Below are 17456 nucleotides of genomic sequence, written 5' to 3'. Positions count from 1 at the left end.
GCTACTTCGGCAGCATCGCCACGATCTCCGGCTTCAGCAGGTCGCGCACCTTCGCGTACGGCGCCGTCAGCCGGTCGTACATGCAGGTGCTCCCGCCGGACGACCAGTTGATCTCGAACTGGTCGGGCGCGAAGAACGCCGTCGCCGTCGCCGGCCACGGGCCCGCCTCGTCCTGCCGCGGGAAGAAGTCCTTACGCTCCGGGCCGCCGGACACGCAGCCCCGCTCACCCCACATCACCTGCCCCCACGGCCTGCGCCCCGTATCGGACTCGCTCTTCAACCGCCCCCACAGCGCCGTCAGCCCGCTCGCCGTCAGCGTCCCCGGCTTGAACACGTCGTCCGCCTTCAGCGCCCGCCCGGTCTTCAGGTCCACCGTGACCGCCCACCCCGGCATCTCACCGTCGGCGGGCGCGCAGTACCGCGCGCTCGTCTTGTAGACCGCGGAGACCAGCGACGGCCCGCGCAACCCCATCCGCGTGGTCGTGCTCAGCCGCGCGTCCTGGGTGCAGGCAGCCCCCGCTCGGGTGGACGACCTGCGGAGATAGTTCAGGTTCCAGTCCAGCGGTTCGCGCAGTGCCTTGTTGACGCGCTCCTGCATCGCCGCGTCCCGGAGCCCGGTGATCCGCGCGTATTGCGCATTCTGCACCACCAGCCGCGCATCGGTGAACGTCTGGTTGTAAACGGCCACCGTCGCCGCCACCGGCCGCGCGGGCGGCGCGGCCACCCCGTCGTCCGCGGCCGTGTAGGCGACGACCCCGCCCGTACCCGCCACGACGGCCGTACCGGCCACGACCAGCGCCGCCTTACCGCCGACCGTCGCGAACACGCCCGTACTGCTCGCGGCCACACCCCCGCCGACAGCGCTGCTACCCGCCGCGCCCGTACCGGCAGCGGCCCCCGCCACACCCGTCCCCGCACCGGCCGCACCGGTGGCCGCCGCGGTACCCACGGCGACCGGCGCGGCCGAACCGATCCCGGCCGCCACCAGCGGGAACAACGCAGCCAGCGCGACGGCCGTACCCGCCAGTGCCCGGACACCCCGCTGCTCCCAGTCGACCCCGTACGCCGCGGCCGCCGCCCGTTCCAGCTCCTCCACGAACGCCGCGGCCCCCGCCGGACGCTCGCCCGGCTCCTTCGCCATCCCCCGGCCGACGAACTCCCGCAACGCCTCCGGCAACTCGTCCACCGGGACATCCGCGTTCAGATGCTTCGCCATCAGCTCGGGCCCCGACCCCGTGAACGGCCGCCGCCCGGTGACGCACTCGTAGAAGACGCAGGTGGCCGCGTACACGTCCGCCGCCGGAGTCGCGGGCTCCCCGCGCCACTGCTCCGGCGGCATGTACGCGGGCGTGCCCGAACGCCCGTCCGCCCCCTGCGGAACCGCGATCCCGAAGTCGATGAGCTTGCTCAACCCGTCGGCCTGCACCACCACGTTCGCGGGCTTGTAGTCCCGGTGCACGACCCCCACGGCATGCGCCGCCGCCAGCCCCTGCAGCGACCCCTTCAGCACCGTCAGCGACGCCTCGGCCCCCAGCGCCCCGTGCTCCGACAGCACCCGCTTCAGCGGTACGCCGTTCACCGCCTCCATGACGATCGCGGCCCCGTGCTCGCTCTCCACCAGCCGGTAGAGCCGCGCCACATGCGGATCCCGCACCCGCCCCAGCAGCACCGCCTCATGCCGCAGCCGCTCCAGCTCGGCCCCGGCGCCGCGTACCAGGTACTTGATCGCCACCGGGGTCCCGGCCGTCGCGTGCCGGGCCAGCACCACCCGTCCCTGGGCCCCGGCCCCCAGCTCCCGAACCTCGTGAAACCCGTCGATCCGCCACTCGTTCACCGCACATCCTCCCACCCCAGATCATGAGGCACGCACGGTGTGATCGCCTCCCGTCACGGAAAGTTCGGGCCCGACGACACGAACCTTTCCGCAACGAAGCTCTTTTCCCGCCCCACACTCCTCTGTAAGCTTTCGCGCGTACTCCGCCCCGTTGTCGAGACTGGACGATCAGGGATGGCGATGCACGCCCGGTTGGTACGTTCCTCCCCCCACGGGCGTTCCTGCGTACGACCCGCGCTGACGCTGACCGCCCTCGCGGTCCTCACCGCGGCCTGCGGCCGGCAGCCGTCCTCAGGCGACTTCGAGCCCAACGGCTCCCTGGCCCGCAACACCCCCGCCACCACCTCCCAGCCCCCGGCCACACCCCCCTCGGCCGTCCCCACCCCCCAGCTCAACCAGACCGTCCTCACCCGCTACCGCGAGTACCAGCGCGTCTACAAGCGGGTGTACGAGACCAACGACCCGTCGGAGCTGGGCACGGTCGCCATGGACCCCCTGCTCACCCAGATCACCCGGGACGTCGAGAAGACCAGGGCCGCGGGCGAGATCTGGCGGTTCACCAACATCTCCAACGCGAAGGTCTACGCCCGCGCCAAGGACGGCCTGACCGTCTACGTCGTCGACTGCCTCCGCACCCTCGCCAGCTACCGCTTCTCCGCCAAGACCGGCAAGCGCATCGGCGGCGGCGAGGGCGGCGCCTACCTCCACCGCACCGCCGTCCGCTACGACGCCGGCACATGGAAGGTCTCCGAGACCGTCCGGGACGACAAATGCTGACCCGCCGTACCACACCCAAGGCGGCCCCCAACGAAGGACCCGCGATGCCCCGACGCCCGCGCCTGGCCCCACTGGCCGCCGCCTCGCTGACAGCCGCCCTCACGGCTCCCTTCCTGGGCGCGCTCCCCGCGAACGCCGCCCCCTGCGGAATCGGCCCCAAGGTCCCCGTCTGTTTTCCCGAGAGCGACGGAGGCCAGAGCGGCGGTGGTGGCGGCGGCGGTTCCAACGGTGGCGGTGGTGGAACCACGATCCCCACTGTGAACGGTGACGAGCAAGGTGGGGGCGGAGTCGAGATCGCTCCCCCCGCAGCGCCCCAACCGGCGACCATCGACCTGGCCGAACGAGCGCGATCCTCAGCGCCCATGCCCGTACCGACCGTGCACACGGCCCCAGACGGCAAGACCTACGTCAAGGTGCGGACAGCGCTCTGGGTCGATGGATTCGACACGGTGCAGACACCACCGGTCTCCGCCGGCGATCAACTTGTACAGGCGACGGCCACCCCCAAGTCCGTCCAGTGGAACCTCGGTGAGACCACGCTGACCTGCAACGGTCCGGGGAACGCGAGTGGAACCGAGTGCAGCCATACGTACAACCGCTCATCGACGCACGCCACAGGTGGCGCCTACCAGATCACCGCAACGATCACCTGGAACGTCACCTATACCTGCGTCGGAGCCGAATGCGACCAAGAGGGCGGAACTCTCGGCGACCTGTCGATGACCTCGGTACCCACGCCACTGGTGGTGGGCGAGATCCAGACCAACACTCGCCAATGAACATGACCGGCCGAACCACTCCCTCTAGGGCCGCTGCCCTGCTCCTCGTCGCGACGCTGCTCACCGGTTGCGGCGGCGACGACGGGCAGAAGAAGACGGCACCTAAGACGCCCGCTGCCAACTCGACCTCTCCACCGCCGACCTTCACCTTTGAAAATCTGAGGGCCGCACTGTTGCCCGCCAAGGAGGTCGGCGCCGATCAGCGAGAGATTCCCGTCGCCCTGGAATCGCTCAAGGAGCGCGGGATCCCCATGTGCTCCCTGTCAAGCATTCAGCTGACAGGAGACCCCGAGACGATGAACCGGCAGTTCACCAACCCGGCCAAGGGCAAGGATGAGGTCAAGTACGCCCAGTCCATCGCCCGTTTCAAGAGTCCGGCCGAGGCCTCCAAGGCCTATGCGAAGGTGCAGCAGAAAGCGCGTTCCTGTCCGGCGAAGCAGAGTGTTCCGCAGAAGCGCATTCGCACCAACTACGTCCTGCTCGCTCACGACGACACTTGGAAAGTGTCCGAGGGCTCGCTCGTAGGATGGACTCATCTGCGAGGCACTGAAAAGCATGTAGAGCCTCCATCGCAGACCAAGTACAACGTCTACCATTTCATGTACGACTATGCGCTGCGCGGCAACATCATCGTCTCCTCGCTGTACTGGGAACGGACCGAGCCCAAGAAGTCGGGCGAGCCGGTCGCGAAGCGGGCGACCGAGGTGCTGACCAAGCAGCTGCGGAAGATCGGGTGAGTTCGGGGAGCTGGCGGCTCCCCGGATACGCGGAGATTCAGGAGCTCGGCGCCGGCGCTCAAGGGCGGGTGGTGCTCGCCCGGCACGAGGTCTCCGGGGCTGTTGTGGCGGTCAAGTACCTGTCGGCAGCCTTCTTGGGCGACACGCGCGCTCGCGAGACGTTCCGCAATGAGGCCGAGCTGCTCAAGAGGGTGAGCAGTCCGCATGTGACACGGCTGATCGACTACCTCGACCTTCCGCAGGGTGCGGCGATCGTCATGGAGGCGGTTCCCGGGCATTCGCTGCGCAAGGTGCTGGACGAGCATGAGCAGGCCCTTATGCCTGAGACGGCGTTGAGCATTCTCAAGGGGTCGCTGCAAGGGCTGGCCGCCGCGCACAGCGTCGGTGTCGTTCACCGGGACTACAAGCCGGCCAATGTGCTGGTTCAGGATGACGGGCAGAGCAAGTTGCTCGACTTCGGCGTGGCAGGGCTGACCGGGCAGGGCGGTGTCGTGGGAACGCCCGCCTATATGGCTCCTGAGCAGTGGCATGGGGCACCCGCTACTCCCGCCACCGACGTATATGCCGCCACCTGCGTCTTCTATGAGTGCGTGACCGGGCACAAGCCGTACGGCGCCACCACGCAGCAGGGATTGCGCGCGCAGCACACAACCGCTCCCATACCACTCGGCGATCTGCCTGAGGCGTTGCGTCCGCTGGTCGTTCAGGGGATGGCCAAAGATCCGGGGCGGCGTCAGTGGAATGTCGCGGCCTTCGTTGAGGCGCTCGAGAACGTGGCCGTGGAGCACTACGGCCCGGACTGGGAGCGGCGTGGTCTGGTCGCTCTCGGCTCGGTCGCCGCGATCGTCGGTGGCGCCGTTCCGCTCGCCGTGTTCGGGTCCGGCGCGCTGTCGCCGGGTGCCGTGATCGGTACGGGCGTCCAGGTGGCCGGGGAGGCCGGGCGCTCTCTCGGGGGCAAGGGGCTCATCGCGAAGTTCGGTGGTGCGAAGGGGGCTGCGTCGGCCGGGGCCGCCACTGCGGCGGCGACGGTCGCGGTGTTCCTCTGGCCTGATGGTCCGGGCGTCGGTGGCACGTCCTCGGCGGAATACCGCGCCTACTTCACCCGTCCGTCCATCGTCCTGGCCAACCGCACCATTCCGGACGGTGACAGCAACGCCAGCCCGCTGATCGGCATCACGCAGACGGTCGCGCCGGCACGGGTGAAGGCGGGGACGAAGGTTCGGTTGGCGATCAAGTGGCACGCTCGTACGCCGTGGGGGCTGCAGTACGTCAGCGCGCAGCGTTTCCAGTGCCGGGGACCGAACTCCGAGCGGGCGGACGACCTGCACAGAGGCTATTCCCTCGACCTGGGTGACGGGATTCAGGGGAAGTCGCCGAAGGTGTGGCTATTTCCGGTTGAGGGCGCCCAGAACTCAGAACTTCCTACGAGTGCCCCTATTGCAGTCAAAGCGACGCACTGGTCCGACAAGGCGGCCAAGTCGTACGATTACAGCAAGTGTGCCTGGGTCTTCGACCAGGATAAGGTGAGTGAGTTCACTGTACCTGCGGCGAACGTGGTCAGGCCGGGAAAATACCAGCTTTCCCCCTATCATCCGATAGGGATCGCAGAAGTTAAGGCGACTATCAACGGGCGTATTTCATCGATAGCTCCTGCATCGGCGGGAGCGCGAGTGGAGGGGACACTTCCCACCCTTGAGGTGCTTGCCTCTTAGAACGTTTGGCTACAATCCGGTCTTCCCGCGGCGCGACCAGCGTGACCTTGAGCGTGTGCCTCATCATTAGGGGGCATGGGGTGTGGCGATCGGTGGAGTGCGCGGATTTTCTACGCGTCTTGGAACGGGTACACGCAGATCGTCGGAGTCGGCATCGAGGGTTCGACCACGCGGTTCGTCCATCCGTTCGCGGCGCCGGTCATGGTGTACGCGCCCGGCAGGGCTCCGGGGTGGGATGCGGCCGCAAATGCCGTCAATGCGGAGATCCGTCCGTTGCTGGACGCGGAGTTGCAGCGGACGTTCATCATGTCCGAATGCCTGCTCGACATCTCCAATTCTCGTTCTGAGGCGGAGGCGGCGCGGAAGGGCGTTCGACCATGGATTGATGTGGTCGTTGGTGAAAGGCTTTATGTCGCGGGGATTCATGCGGTGGCGGCGGCCATTGGGCTGGTTCATGACGCGGTTCGGCATCCGCCGTCACGGTGGTGACGTGGGGCATGGCGCCGGGTGACTCGCACGGGAGGTACGTATGACCGCCTGCGGCATAAATGGCTGGCAGCGGGCGCGGGACGTCGAGCATGCTGTGATCATGCTTGACGGTGCGCAGGTGGAGGCCTTCATCGAGGACGGGTTCGTCCGCATCGGCGGCGCGTTCCCGGCGGAGGTCGCGGCGGCGTGCCGCGAGATCATCTGGCGGGACATCGACGGTGACCCGGACGATCCGGACACCTGGCCGCGGCCCGTGATCGGTCTCCCCGGCTACGCGGACGAGCCGTTCCTGGCGGCGGTGAACGCGCCGCGGCTGCACGCCGCGTTCGATGCCCTGGTGGGCCGCGGGCGGTGGACGCCGCGCGACGACCTGGGCGGTTTCGTCGTCCGGTTCCCGGGTGGCGGGCCGGCCGTCGTGGACGGGTGGCACATCGACGCGAGCTTCCCTGGCGATGATCTGGACGACTACATGAGCTGGCGCGTGAACGTGGCGTCCAGGGACTGCGCGCTGCGCATGTTCTTCCTGTTCTCGGACGTCGGCGAGGACGACGCGCCCACGCGCATCCGGGTCAGGTCCCACGCGGACGCGGCGCGGGTCCTGGAACCGGAGGGCGAGGCCGGTCTGGACGCGCGGGAGCTGGCCGCACGCGCCGACGCCGCGACCGGGCACCGCCCCGTCGCGTACGCCACGGGCAGCGCGGGCGACGTCTACCTGTGCCACCCGTTCCTGGTGCACGCGGGCCAGCCGCACCATGGGACGAGCCCGCGCTTCCTGGGCCAGCCGAAGCTCGAACCGGCCCGGCCGCTCCAGCTCGAGGGCGGGGACTCCTACTCGCCCGTCGAGACCGCGATCCGGAGGGCTCTCGGCCGGACCTCGGCCGTTTGAGCCGGTCCTTCCGGCCACCGGCGTCCTAAGCCAGGTCGGCGAGGCGGCGGGTGAGGAAGGCGCGTTCGGCGCCGTTGGCGGTGAGCGCGATCGCCCGTTCGTACGCGGCCGCCGCCTGGGGTGTACGGCCGAGGCGGCGGAGCAGGTCGGCCTTGACCGCCGGGAGGTAGTGGTACGCGGCGAGCCGCTCGTCCCGTTCCAGGTCCTCGATCTCGGGCAGCGCGGCGGCCGGGCCGTGGACCATCGCGACCGCCACGGAACGGTTGAGCGCGACCACCGGGGACGGCCAGATCCTCAGCAGCTCGTCGTAGAGCACCAGGATCTGCTCCCAGTCCGTGTCGGCGTAGGCGGGCGCGGTCGCGTGCAGGAGGGCGATGGCGGCCTGGAGGGCGAAGCGGCCGGGCGTGCCGGCGCCGCGGAGCGCGCTCACCACCAGGCCGTGCGCCTCGGCGATGGCCTTCCGGTCCCAGGCGGAACGGTCCTGTTCCTCCAGCGGCAGCAGCCGTCCGTCCGCGGCGGTGCGGGTGGCGCGGCGGGCGTGGTCGGCCAGGAGGAGCGCGAGCAGGCCCTTGGCCTCGCGTTCGTCCGGCATGAGGTCGAGGAGCAGCCGGGCGAGGTCCAGGGCGCGTACGGCGATGTCGTCCCTGGTCAGCGCGGGTCCCGCCGGTGCGGTGTGGCCGGTGGTGTAGAGCAGGTGGATCACGGTGAGGACCGCGTCCAGCCGGTCGGGGAGGTCGGCGGCGGACGGCAGCCGGAACGGGACCCCGGCCGCGACGATCTTCTTCTTGGCTCGGGTGATCCGCGCCGCCGCCGTCGGCACGGGGACCAGGAGCGCCTTCGCGATGTCGGCCGTCGGCACGCCGCAGACGAGCCGCAGCGTGAGCGCGATCCGCGCCTCGGCGGCCAGCGCGGGATGGCAGCACAGGAACACCAGCCGCAGCCGGTCGTCGCGCACGACCGGATCGCCCGGCGGGTCCGGTTCCGTTGCGGGTTCCACCAGTAGATGCTGCTTCGACCGGAGTTTCGCCGCTCTGCGCAGGACGTCGAGCGCGTTGTGGCGGGCGGCGGTGGTCAGCCAGGCGCCTGGCCGGTCCGGTACGCCGCCGCGCGTCCAGGCGCCGAGCGCTGCCTCGTAGGCGTCCTGGACGCACTCCTCGGCCAGGTCGAGGTCGCGCGTGACGCGCACCGTCGCGGCGAGCACGCGGGCCCACTCGCGGCGGTGCGCGTCGGCGACCGCCCGCCGGACGGCCGGGGACGGGGGCGAGGTCACTCCGCGAGCAGCGGCCGCACCTCGACGGCCCCGTCCATGATCGGGAGCAGCCGGCCGATCTCGATCGCCTGGTCCAGGTCCGCGGCCTCGACCACGAAGAACCCGGCGATGACCTCCTTGGTCTCCAGGAACGGCCCGTCGGTGACCACGCCGCCCTTGCGGATCGTCCGCGCGGTCGCGCTCGGCTGGAGCCCCTGCTCGTGGACGACCCGCGCGCCCATCGCGGCGATCTTCTCGCCGGCGCTCAGGTTGGCCTCCATGACGTCGGGCGGGATGTCGGCCACTCCCCCGGGCGTCTCCTTCTCGTAGATCAGGATCGCGTACCGCGGCATTCGCGCGCCTTCCCCCTCGATCACCAGTTCCCGGTCTCCGGACCCATCGCACCGTATTGGAGCCCGCCCTCGCGCGCGTAGGTGCCGGCCACGACGCCGCCGCCGTACACCGTGCTCGTGACGAGCCTGAGCCCGGCCGGTACGGTCCCCTCCGCGAACAGCCGCTTGCCGCTCCCGATCAGCACCGGGAAGACCAGCAGATGGAACTCGTCCACCAGATCGTGCGCGATGAGCGTCTGGATCAGGTTCCCGCTGCCGTGCACCTGGATCTCTCCGCCCTCGCCCTCCTTGAGCTTCCGTACCGCCTCGGCGGTATCGCCGGCGAGCAGCGTCGAGTTCCGCCACGAGACGCTCTCCAGCGTCCGCGACGCGACGTACTTGGGCATGCCGTTGAGCTTCGCCCCGATCGGGTCGTCGTCATCGGCCAGCGGCCAGGTCGCGGCGAACTCCTCGTACGTCCTGCGGCCAAGCAGGAGCGCGCCCGCCCTGCCGGTCAGGTCCGCCATCGCCGCGACCACCCGCTCGTCGATGTACGGCACGGCCCAGCCGCCGTGCTCGAACCCGCCGTCGCGGTCCTCGTCCGGACCGCCGGGTGCCTGCACGACCCCGTCCAGCGACATGAACGTGGTCACCATCAATTTCCGCATGCCGTCTCCTTCCCCGTTCCGGCCGGGCGCCGCTTCCGGCGCCCTCACCCACCACGGCGAACGGGACCGCGCGAAATCGACACCGCCTCCGTGCCGTTTTCTCATCCGCTCCGGCAGAGTTGGGCGCCGAGGGTGGTACAGGCCCAGTCTTCCCAGGCGTCCGGCGACCAGCCGCGATCATGGACGAAGATCTGGTAGAGCTGCGGGCTGAGCAGGCCGAACAGCAGGTCGGCGGCCATCTCGGCGGAGACGCCGGGGCGGATGTCGGGCTTTCCGGCCAGCGCTTCGGCCGCGGCGCGGTGGACGGTGTACCGGGGGTCGGGGCCGTCGGGCCACTGCGCGGCGATCTGCGGGTCGGTCGCCGCGGCGGCCGCGATCAGCGGCATGATCGGGGCGACCCGGCCGAGGATCTCGCGGGTACCGCGGACGTGCGCGCGCAGCAGGCCGGCGGCGGTGGGCGCGGCGCACGCGGCGCGGAACCACTCCCGGTCCATGGTGGCCACCGGCTCGGTGTCACCGGCGATGGCCGTGTCGACGACGTCCTTGAACAGCGTCCGCTTGTTGCGGAAGACGAAGTAGATCGTCTGGACGGCCACCCCCGCCCGGTCCGCGACCTCCTGAAGGCTCGTCGCCCCGTACCCCTGCGCGACGAACAGCTCCCGCGCCGCCTCGACGACCTTCTCGCGGGTACGGCGCGCACGTTCGGCCCGCTTGTCGGGCCTCTTGACGGACTCCATGCCTGGAGCCTATATCTAGAGCCAGTCACTAGAGTCCAACTCTAAATACTTGGAGGCACGGATGGCCGACCCGCGAACCACGGACGCCGCGGAACGCGCCCAGGAGGAGGCCGTCCGCCGCGAACTGGAGGACTACTACGGCGCCGGCAGGCCCCCGTGGGACAGCGGCGTGACACCGCCCGAACTGGTCGCCCTCGTCGAGGGCCCCGGCGCCCCGCCGCCCGGCCGCGCGCTCGAACTCGGCTGCGGCACCGGGACCAACGCCACGTACCTGGCCCGGCACGGCTGGGAGGTGACGGCCGTCGACCTCGTCGAGAACGCCGTCCGGCAGGCCCGCGCCAAGGCCGCCGCGGCGGGCGTGCCGGTACGGCTGCTGCACGGGGACGCGACCCGGCTCGACGACCTCGACGCGCCCGGCCCGTACGACCTGTTCTTCGACCTGAGCTGCTTCTGCGGCATCCCGCCGCACCGCCGCGACGCGTACGCCGCCGGCCTCACCCGCCGCGCCGCCCCCGGTGCGCGGCTGCTGATGTTCGGGTACGGCCCCGAGGCGTTCGACGACCCGATCTCCGGCGTCACCGCCGGCGAGCTGCGCGCCAGGTTCGCGGGCTGGGAGCTGGCCGACACCACACCCGGCACGAACCCGGTCCCCACGTTCTGGTTCACCCTGCGCCGCGACGCCGCGCATCGGCCTCACTCGCCCTGCTCGCGCTGACCGCCTCACTCTCGGCGGCGGGGGTCAGGCGAGTTCGACGATCCTTTCGCAGAGGCGGTGGGTCTGCAGGGCGTCGTCGGCGGGGAGGGGTGCGCCGGTGCGGACGGCGTCCAGGAAGGCGAGGGTGATCTGCTCGATGCCGCGCTGGCGGGCGACCGGGGTCCAGTCGCCGCGGCGGTGGAGGGTGGTGCCGTCGCGGTGGTCGACGACGTCGGCGAGGTTGAGGACCTGGCGTTTGGTGTCGCGGCCCATGACCTCGAGGACCTCTTCGGTGGAGCCGTTCGAGCGGTTCATGACGCCGAGCGCGGTGAAGCCGTCGCCGGAGAGCTGCAGGACGATGTGGTGCAGGTCGCCGTCGATGACGCGGGTGCGGACGTCGATGTGCTCGATCGGGCCGGGGGCCAGGAAGCGCAGGGTGTCGGCGACGTGGATGAAGTCGTCGAAGACGACCGCGCGGGGCGCGGCGGGGAGGCCGGTGCGGTTCTTCTGGAGGACGATCAGGTCGCGCGGGTGGTCGAGCAGGGCGCGGTAGCCGGGGGCGTGGCGGCGGTTGAAGCCGACCATGAGGCCGGTGCCGCGGGCGGCGGCCAGTTCGGTGAGGTACGTCGCGTCGGCGAGGTTCGCGGCGAGGGGTTTGTCCACGTACGTCGGGACGCCCGCGGTGATGAGGCGTTCGGTGATGGCGCGGTGGGCGGCGGTGGGGGCGTGGACGAACGCGGCGTCGAGATCCTGCGCGAGGAGGCCGTCCAGGGTCGCGTGGCGGTCGGGCAGGCGGTACGCGTCGCCGACGCGGTCCAGGGTGGCGCGGGTGCGGGTGTGCAGGTGGAGGTGCAGGCCGGGCTGGGCCGCCAGTACGGGCAGGTACGCCTTCTGTGCGATGTCCCCGAGGCCGATCACGCCGATCTTCATGGGACGAACGTACTCGCGCCGTATTGAACTGGCCGTTCCAGAACGTGCTACGGTACGTCGCATGGCACGGCCCAGGAACTTCGACGAGGACCGGGCGGTCGAGGCGGCGATGCACGCCTTCTGGACCGCCGGGTACGAGGCGACGTCCACCCAGGACCTGTGCGCGGCGACCGGGCTGGGGCGCAGCAGCATCTACAACACGTTCAGGAGCAAGCACGACCTGTTCGAGCGGGCGCTGCGCCGGTACATGGAGATCAAGGACGCCTCCACGCTGGCGGCGCTGGAGGGCGAGGGGACGTTCCGGGAGCGGATCGCCGGGCTGCTGCGGCAGATGATCGAGGAGGAGTGCCGGGACGGCATCGGCTGCCTGGTGGTCAACAGCGGCATCGAGCTGGCGCCGCGCGATCCGGTGGTCGCCGGGCTGCTGCGGCGCAACTACGAGCGGCGGCTGGAGACGCTGCGGGCCGTGATCGAGGAGGCGCGGCTGGCCGGGGAGATCGACGCGGGACGGGACGCGCGCGAGCTGGCGCACTTCGTGATCGCGACGATCAGCGGGATCCGGGTGGCGGCCCGGTCGGGCGCCGGGCGCGAGGCGCTGGAGGCGGTGGCGGAGTCGGCGCTGCGCGCGCTGTGAGCCGGCCGCCTTATTTTTTTGCGCTTGTTTTGGACTGATCAATACAGAACAGGAGTCATATCCATGCCGCTGGCGATCTACGTGCTGGGGTTCGCGATATTCGCGCAGGGGACGTCGGAGTTCATGCTCGCGGGGCTGCTGCCCGCGATGGCCGCCGATCTGGGCGTGTCCGTGCCCGCGGCGGGGCTGCTGATCTCGGCGTACGCGATCGGGATGGTCGTCGGCGCGCCGGTCCTGGCGATGGCCACGCTGCGGGTGCCGCGCCGGACGGCGCTGCTGGCCTTCCTCGGCGCGTTCGCGCTGGTGCACGCGGTGGGCGCGGTGACGTCGAGCTACGAGGTGCTGTTCGCGACCCGGCTGGTGGGCGCGTTCGTGAGCGCGGGGTTCTTCGGCGTGGCGATCGTCGCGGCGATCGCGCTGGTCCCGGCGGACGCGAAGGGGCGCGCGATCGCGGTCGTGCTCGGCGGGATCACCGTGTCGACGATCCTCGGCGTCCCCGGCGGAACGTTCGTCGGCAACGCCCTGGGCTGGCGCGCCGCGTTCTGGACCGTGACCGCGCTGTCGGTGGTGGCCATGGCCGGCGTGGCGTGGGCCCTCCCCGGCGGCCGGCAGGACGCGGGCGGCGCGCCCGGCGTGCGGGACGAGCTGCGCAGCCTCGCCAACCCCGGGCTGCTGGTCGTGTACGGCACGAGCGCGCTGACCTTCAGCTCCATGATGGCCACCTTCAGCTACCTGGGGGCGATGCTCACCGACACGACGGGCCTGCCCGAGGCGTGGGTCCCGGCCGTGCTGGCGCTGTTCGGCGTCGGGTCGCTGATCGGCATCACGGTCGGCGGGCGCGTCGCGGACGCGCACCCGTTCCGCACCCTGACGATCGGCATGGCGGGCGTCGCGCTGGCGTCCGCCGGGATCGCGCTCGGAGCGGAGGAGCCGGTGGTGGTGATCGCGCTGGTACCGCTGCTCGGCGGGTTCGGGCTGGCGACGAACCCGGCGGTGACCGTGCGGGTGTACGCGAACCTGGGCCGGGCGCAGACGCTGGCCGTGGCGACGACCTCGTCCACCATCAACATCGGCAACACGCTCGCGCCGTGGCTGGGCGGGCTCGTGATCGGCGCCGGATTCGGCTACCGCTCGGCGGCCTGGGTCGGCGCCGCGATGGCGGTCGCGGCGCTCGGCACGGTGGCGCTGGGCGCCGCGATGGAACGGCGCGGGCGGAGCGCGGCCCGGGAGGCGGAGGCAGAGGCGGCGGTCCGCGAGGCCGGGTTCAGCCCGTCAGCACTCTGACCGCGGCATCCCGTACAGGACGCGCCGCCCGCCGTCGCCGGCGACCGTCCACAGGCGGTCGGCGCCGCGCCAGCAGTGCAGGTCCGCCGAGCCGGACGGGACGGCCTGCCTCCTGACCTCCTCGAAGCCGCGGCCCGTCAGCCGGGCCTGGACCAGCTCCCCCTGGGGCCCGGCGCCGCGCGCGAACCACCAGGTGCCGCCGGACACCGCGCCGCCCTGGACGTGCGAGGCGGGGAGCCTGGCCACCATCGAGGGCGTGGCCAGGCCCCCGCCGTCGGTCGCGAGATCGCTCGAACCGTAGGCGAGGGGGAACGCCGCCACCCGCCCCTCGCCGTTCTCGCACCGCTCCCCCGTCACCAGCCGGTCCCCGCCGGTGCGGTCGACGGCCAGCCACGAATGGTTCGGGGTGCCGTCGCCCGTGCAGGACGCGCCTGCCTTCTTGGCAGGGACGTACGAGTACACCTGCGGCATCACGTACCGGTGGCCGTACCCGTAGTACTTGCGGCCGTTCAGGCCCACCAGGCCGGGGTTGGCGGTGGCGCCGCCGGGGCTCTTGCCGAGGTCGAAGATCCGGCGCATGTCGAAGACGCGGATCCCGGCGGCGGCATCCGCGAGGTAGAGGCGGTTGCCGTACCAGGCGATGCCGCCGGCGCGCGCGCCCGTGCCCGTTCCGGCCTTGCCGATGGGCTCGTACGTGGGGCGGCCCCGCGAGTCGCGGTACGGCCACACGAGCAGGGCGTGGTGGTAGGCGCCGTTCCTGGTGTTCACGAACGTCACCCGCACGCTCCTCCGCGGGCTCTTCCCGTCGTCGGCCCAGCCGACCAGGAGGGGCCGGTACGCGCCCCAGCGTTCGTCGGCGCGGGCGTCGGAGACGCCGGTGACGCCCTGGGGCCGCCACCCGGAGGCGGCACCGTCGGCGCCGCCGAAGCAGAAGACCCGCGAGCCCGCGGGGACCTTGGCCGCGGCGGCGCAGTCCCCGTCCCACTCGCCCCGGCCGCCGCCCTCGGCGGTGAGCAGCGCGGGCAGCCCGGTGGTCTCCAGCCGGCCGGCCAGCCCGGCGAGCGCGGCCGCGTCCGGCCCCGTGCCGACCTGGAGGGCGTACGCGTCCTTGCCGGGCGCCTGCGCGGCGGCGGAGGTGTCCACGCTGGCCGTGGGCCCGGCCGAGAAGAAGGTGTACGCGGGCGTGCCCACCGCCACCACCAGCAGCGGCGCGGCGAGGGCCAGCAGGTGGCGGACGTTCACTGATCACCTCCCAGGCGATCAAGGAACCTAACATCATGGGACTTTTCACCCAAGATCACGCTTTGCAGCGACATAATCGCTAGAAGAGATCGGCAAAGGTCAGTGCGGTCGCGCCCGGCACGCCCCCCTCACCGGCGAAAACGACGCTGGACAACGATTCGATAACGCCGGTAAACTGTTGGACCGTTCGAGCGTCATGAAACGACCCCCGCCGCGCGGACCGCGGCGGGGGTCGTGCGAGTCGTGCCGGGTGGGTACCGGGTCGTGCCAGCCGTCAGGTCAGCCGAGCCGGCAGGTCCCCGTGTCGGACCTGCTCGGATCGCTCTCCGAGACCGCCTTCACCCGCAACCGCGCACCGCGCTCCGCGCCCGCGCCCGGCTTGGCCCACACCTCGGCCGCCGTGCGCCGGCCCGCCTCGGCGGTCGCCAGCTCGTTCGGCACCCAGGTCTGCCAGCCCTTGCCGCTCACCGACGCCGACAGCCGGTAGACATCGGACGCGTAGTGCCCGCTGCCGCCCTTGCCGGAGTTGCGCAGCGGAACCGTGCACTTCACCCAGCCGGAACCGGCCGGCGCGGTGCGGCCGTTGTCCACCTTGACGCCGCGCCGGTGCGGGCCCGCGCCGTCCAGCGAGCGGATCGCGACCGTGTACGACAGGATCCCCTTGCCGTCGCGCTTGAGGTCCAGCACGTAGAAGTGCAGCCGGTTCTCCTTGTCCACGTACTCGAACTCGCTGCCCGAGCCGGTGCCCGCGTGGAACAGCGCGTCCGACAGCTGCCGGTAGTCGCCGATCGTCATCTTCTGCGGGGTGCCGTCCGGCAGCACGAAGTCGACCTTGTCGATGTCCTGCGGGTTGGCGTCCTTCACCCAGATGAACGGGGCGTCGTCCTCGTCCTTGGTCTTGGCGAGCAGCACGCCCGAGTCCGGGGTGAACGAGTCGAAGCCCATCCGGTCGACGACCTCGAGCGTGTAGTTGTCGTACTCGCCGCCGTCGCACATCGGGTCCTTGGTCTCGTCGCACGCGGGGCTCCTGTCCCCGCCCGCGCCGAGCTTCAGGTTGATGCCGGTCAGGCCGCCCTTCCCGGGGTCGGCGGCACGCGCGGTGATCTTCGCGACCAGGGTGCCGGACGCGGCGAGCGCGTCCCGGTCGGCCTGGAGCACGTGGTCCGGGTTCACGATGCCGAGCTTGAGCTTGTTGCGCAGCATGTGCTGCGCGCCCATCGAGCCGCCGCCCGTCGCCGGGATCATCCACCGGCTGTGCGGGCCGCCGGGCCCGTTGAAGCTGCCGCGGCTCAGCATCTCCCAGGGGCCGGAGAACGCGCGGCGCGGCGGGTTCGAGTACGGGTTGTTGTAGTTGTCGCCGATCCCGAGGATGTGGCTGAACTCGTGCGCGAACACGCCCATCCCGCTGCTCTCGGCCTGCGTCGAGCTGCCGCCGGTCGCGTTCGGCCAGATGGTCGAGCCCGCGGCCCACGACGACCACGGGACGTACCGCGTCTTCACCCAGTTCGGCAGCGCCGGGTCCTGCGGGCCCCACTCCGGCGGGACGGCCTCCGGCGAGGCGAACTTCATCTGGCCGAACTCCTGCCAGGTGCTGCTCTCGTCCTGTCCCGCGGAGAGGAAGAAGACGAAGTCGAACTCCGCCGCCTTCTCCTCGCCCACGTCCGCGATCCACGCGGCCCGCGCGTCGGTGCGGATGTTGCGGTTGCAGGTGTCGCCGGCCGGACAGCCCATCTCGCCCTGCCAGCGGGTCTCCACGCCGTACTCGTGGTCCTTGGCGGGCATCCGGTACGCGCCGAACGCCGTCAGGTCGACGCCGTACCGGCCGCCGGAGTCCTCCATCCAGTACTCGTGCAGCGTGTGCCCGTTGTTGAGCTTCTGCGGCTTGTTGAGGAAGTCCTGGTAGAACTTCGCGACCTGGTCGCGCGGGACGTTCCCGACCTCGCTGGGGTTGCCGAAGAGCGTCGAGTTCCTCGCCTTGGTGATCACGAATTCCTGGTCGGGGTAGTCGACGAGGACGACCGCGCCCTTGAAGTTCCGGATCGACCCCTTGCGGGCGGGGTCGGCCCACGAGGTGCCCGGGACGGCCTTGTAGTCGTCCCAGGTCATCGTGTCGGGGAGCTCGTAGTTCTGGGGGTCCACCGGCCTGGGGGCGCCCGCGGCGTACGTCCGCGTCTGCTGGGGGCGCTGCCAGGGCTGCGTCTGCGGCCAGTGCCGCATCTGCCAGGAGTTCTCGGCGGGTTCGGGAACGGGGGTGCGCTGCTGCGCGGTGGCCGGAGCGGCCGCCAGGCCCATGGAGAGCGTGAGCGTTGCGGCGAGGGGCACCAGGAGAGTCTTCTTGACGCGCATGTCTCACCTGTTTCGGGGGGTTGCTGCGACGCTAGAGAAGTCCGTTACGCCAGGCAATGGCCGACTTAGACGATCTTGTTGGGACGTCACTGGCATCTCCCGACAGGTCGCGCCGAGACGTGTAAC

Annotated in this window: 17 protein-coding genes; 9 read left to right on the top strand and 8 right to left on the bottom strand. The window is 71.1% G+C overall.

Annotation, left to right across the window (positions count from 1 at the left end; translation table 11 throughout):
* Window position 1: 1 nt before the first annotated feature.
* Entirely contained in the window at window positions 2–1834 is a 1833-nt protein-coding gene (locus AB0881_RS02270; RefSeq protein ID WP_366613624.1) for a serine/threonine-protein kinase, read from the bottom strand.
* A 180-nt stretch (window positions 1835–2014) separates the two neighbouring features.
* On the opposite strand from AB0881_RS02270, the gene AB0881_RS02265 reads away from it, so the two are divergent.
* The 6 genes from AB0881_RS02265 to AB0881_RS02240 all read left to right on the top strand — a co-directional run bounded on the left by AB0881_RS02265 (window position 2015) and on the right by AB0881_RS02240 (window position 7214).
* Window positions 2015–2611: a hypothetical protein gene (locus AB0881_RS02265; protein ID WP_366613623.1), complete on the top strand. Its 597-nt coding sequence runs from the start codon at window positions 2015–2017 to the stop codon at window positions 2609–2611.
* A 362-nt stretch (window positions 2612–2973) separates the two neighbouring features.
* Window positions 2974–3390: a hypothetical protein gene (locus tag AB0881_RS02260; RefSeq protein ID WP_366613622.1), complete on the top strand. Its 417-nt coding sequence runs from the start codon at window positions 2974–2976 to the stop codon at window positions 3388–3390.
* Window positions 3387–4127: a hypothetical protein gene (locus AB0881_RS02255; protein ID WP_366613621.1), complete on the top strand. Its 741-nt coding sequence runs from the start codon at window positions 3387–3389 to the stop codon at window positions 4125–4127. Before AB0881_RS02260 ends, AB0881_RS02255 begins: the two co-directional genes overlap by 4 nt.
* Window positions 4124–5839: a serine/threonine-protein kinase gene (locus AB0881_RS02250; protein ID WP_366613620.1), complete on the top strand. Its 1716-nt coding sequence runs from the start codon at window positions 4124–4126 to the stop codon at window positions 5837–5839. The genes AB0881_RS02255 and AB0881_RS02250 overlap by 4 nt, the downstream gene beginning before the upstream one ends.
* Window positions 5840–5914: 75 nt before the next feature.
* Window positions 5915–6328 carry a hypothetical protein gene (locus AB0881_RS02245; RefSeq protein WP_366613619.1) on the top strand — a complete coding sequence of 138 codons (414 nt, stop codon included), beginning with the start codon at window positions 5915–5917 and terminating at the stop codon, window positions 6326–6328.
* Between the two features lie 100 nt (window positions 6329–6428).
* Window positions 6429–7214 carry a phytanoyl-CoA dioxygenase gene (locus tag AB0881_RS02240; RefSeq protein ID WP_366613618.1) on the top strand — a complete coding sequence of 262 codons (786 nt, stop codon included), beginning with the start codon at window positions 6429–6431 and terminating at the stop codon, window positions 7212–7214.
* 25 nt (window positions 7215–7239) lie between these two features.
* Here AB0881_RS02240 and AB0881_RS02235 read toward each other — a convergent pair whose 3' ends face one another.
* The 4 genes from AB0881_RS02235 to AB0881_RS02220 all read right to left on the bottom strand — a co-directional run bounded on the left by AB0881_RS02235 (window position 7240) and on the right by AB0881_RS02220 (window position 10200).
* A complete protein-coding gene (locus AB0881_RS02235) occupies window positions 7240–8484 on the bottom strand; it encodes a DUF6596 domain-containing protein (protein WP_366613617.1) in 1245 nt (414 codons plus the stop codon).
* Entirely contained in the window at window positions 8481–8816 is a 336-nt protein-coding gene (locus AB0881_RS02230) for a YciI family protein (protein WP_366613616.1), read from the bottom strand. Before AB0881_RS02230 ends, AB0881_RS02235 begins: the two co-directional genes overlap by 4 nt.
* A gap of 20 nt (window positions 8817–8836) precedes the next feature.
* On the bottom strand, window positions 8837–9463 hold the full coding sequence (locus AB0881_RS02225; protein ID WP_366613615.1) for a dihydrofolate reductase family protein: 627 nt from the start codon (window positions 9461–9463) through the stop codon (window positions 8837–8839).
* A gap of 101 nt (window positions 9464–9564) precedes the next feature.
* On the bottom strand, window positions 9565–10200 hold the full coding sequence (locus AB0881_RS02220; RefSeq protein ID WP_366613614.1) for a TetR/AcrR family transcriptional regulator: 636 nt from the start codon (window positions 10198–10200) through the stop codon (window positions 9565–9567).
* A gap of 61 nt (window positions 10201–10261) precedes the next feature.
* On the opposite strand from AB0881_RS02220, the gene AB0881_RS02215 reads away from it, so the two are divergent.
* On the top strand, window positions 10262–10915 hold the full coding sequence (locus tag AB0881_RS02215) for a methyltransferase domain-containing protein (RefSeq protein ID WP_366613613.1): 654 nt from the start codon (window positions 10262–10264) through the stop codon (window positions 10913–10915).
* A gap of 24 nt (window positions 10916–10939) precedes the next feature.
* Here AB0881_RS02215 and AB0881_RS02210 read toward each other — a convergent pair whose 3' ends face one another.
* On the bottom strand, window positions 10940–11824 hold the full coding sequence (locus AB0881_RS02210) for a Gfo/Idh/MocA family oxidoreductase (protein ID WP_366613612.1): 885 nt from the start codon (window positions 11822–11824) through the stop codon (window positions 10940–10942).
* Between the two features lie 61 nt (window positions 11825–11885).
* On the opposite strand from AB0881_RS02210, the gene AB0881_RS02205 reads away from it, so the two are divergent.
* Entirely contained in the window at window positions 11886–12458 is a 573-nt protein-coding gene (locus tag AB0881_RS02205; protein WP_366613611.1) for a TetR/AcrR family transcriptional regulator, read from the top strand.
* 63 nt (window positions 12459–12521) lie between these two features.
* A complete protein-coding gene (locus tag AB0881_RS02200) occupies window positions 12522–13742 on the top strand; it encodes a Cmx/CmrA family chloramphenicol efflux MFS transporter (RefSeq protein WP_366613610.1) in 1221 nt (406 codons plus the stop codon).
* Here AB0881_RS02200 and AB0881_RS02195 read toward each other — a convergent pair.
* Complete coding sequence (locus AB0881_RS02195; protein WP_366613609.1) at window positions 13731–14984, bottom strand: hypothetical protein; 1254 nt, start codon at window positions 14982–14984, stop codon at window positions 13731–13733. The two genes, AB0881_RS02200 and AB0881_RS02195, sit on opposite strands and share 12 nt — an antisense overlap.
* A gap of 279 nt (window positions 14985–15263) precedes the next feature.
* On the bottom strand, window positions 15264–17330 hold the full coding sequence (locus AB0881_RS02190; protein WP_366613608.1) for a M6 family metalloprotease domain-containing protein: 2067 nt from the start codon (window positions 17328–17330) through the stop codon (window positions 15264–15266).
* Window positions 17331–17456: the final 126 nt, after the last annotated feature.

This window comes from Spirillospora sp. NPDC029432 (assembly GCF_040703975.1).
GTDB lineage: Bacteria > Actinomycetota > Actinomycetes > Streptosporangiales > Streptosporangiaceae > Spirillospora.
Note: the sequence above shows the minus strand (reverse complement) of the source record. Positions and strands in the feature narration are given on the sequence as shown.

Excerpts from the sequence above, each read along its gene's own strand:
- AB0881_RS02265 (WP_366613623.1), top strand. The coding sequence starts at position 2,015 with ATGCACGCCCGGTTGGTACGTTCCTCCCCCCACGGGCGTTCCTGCGTA.
- AB0881_RS02260 (WP_366613622.1), top strand. The coding sequence starts at position 2,974 with ATGCCCGTACCGACCGTGCACACGGCCCCAGACGGCAAGACCTACGTC.
- AB0881_RS02255 (WP_366613621.1), top strand. The coding sequence starts at position 3,387 with ATGAACATGACCGGCCGAACCACTCCCTCTAGGGCCGCTGCCCTGCTC.
- AB0881_RS02245 (WP_366613619.1), top strand. The coding sequence starts at position 5,915 with ATGGGGTGTGGCGATCGGTGGAGTGCGCGGATTTTCTACGCGTCTTGG.
- AB0881_RS02240 (WP_366613618.1), top strand. The coding sequence starts at position 6,429 with ATGCTTGACGGTGCGCAGGTGGAGGCCTTCATCGAGGACGGGTTCGTC.
- AB0881_RS02230 (WP_366613616.1), bottom strand. The coding sequence starts at position 8,816 with ATGCCGCGGTACGCGATCCTGATCTACGAGAAGGAGACGCCCGGGGGA.
- AB0881_RS02225 (WP_366613615.1), bottom strand. The coding sequence starts at position 9,463 with ATGCGGAAATTGATGGTGACCACGTTCATGTCGCTGGACGGGGTCGTG.
- AB0881_RS02220 (WP_366613614.1), bottom strand. The coding sequence starts at position 10,200 with ATGGAGTCCGTCAAGAGGCCCGACAAGCGGGCCGAACGTGCGCGCCGT.
- AB0881_RS02215 (WP_366613613.1), top strand. The coding sequence starts at position 10,262 with ATGGCCGACCCGCGAACCACGGACGCCGCGGAACGCGCCCAGGAGGAG.
- AB0881_RS02210 (WP_366613612.1), bottom strand. The coding sequence starts at position 11,824 with ATGAAGATCGGCGTGATCGGCCTCGGGGACATCGCACAGAAGGCGTAC.
- AB0881_RS02205 (WP_366613611.1), top strand. The coding sequence starts at position 11,886 with ATGGCACGGCCCAGGAACTTCGACGAGGACCGGGCGGTCGAGGCGGCG.
- AB0881_RS02200 (WP_366613610.1), top strand. The coding sequence starts at position 12,522 with ATGCCGCTGGCGATCTACGTGCTGGGGTTCGCGATATTCGCGCAGGGG.
- AB0881_RS02190 (WP_366613608.1), bottom strand. The coding sequence starts at position 17,330 with ATGCGCGTCAAGAAGACTCTCCTGGTGCCCCTCGCCGCAACGCTCACG.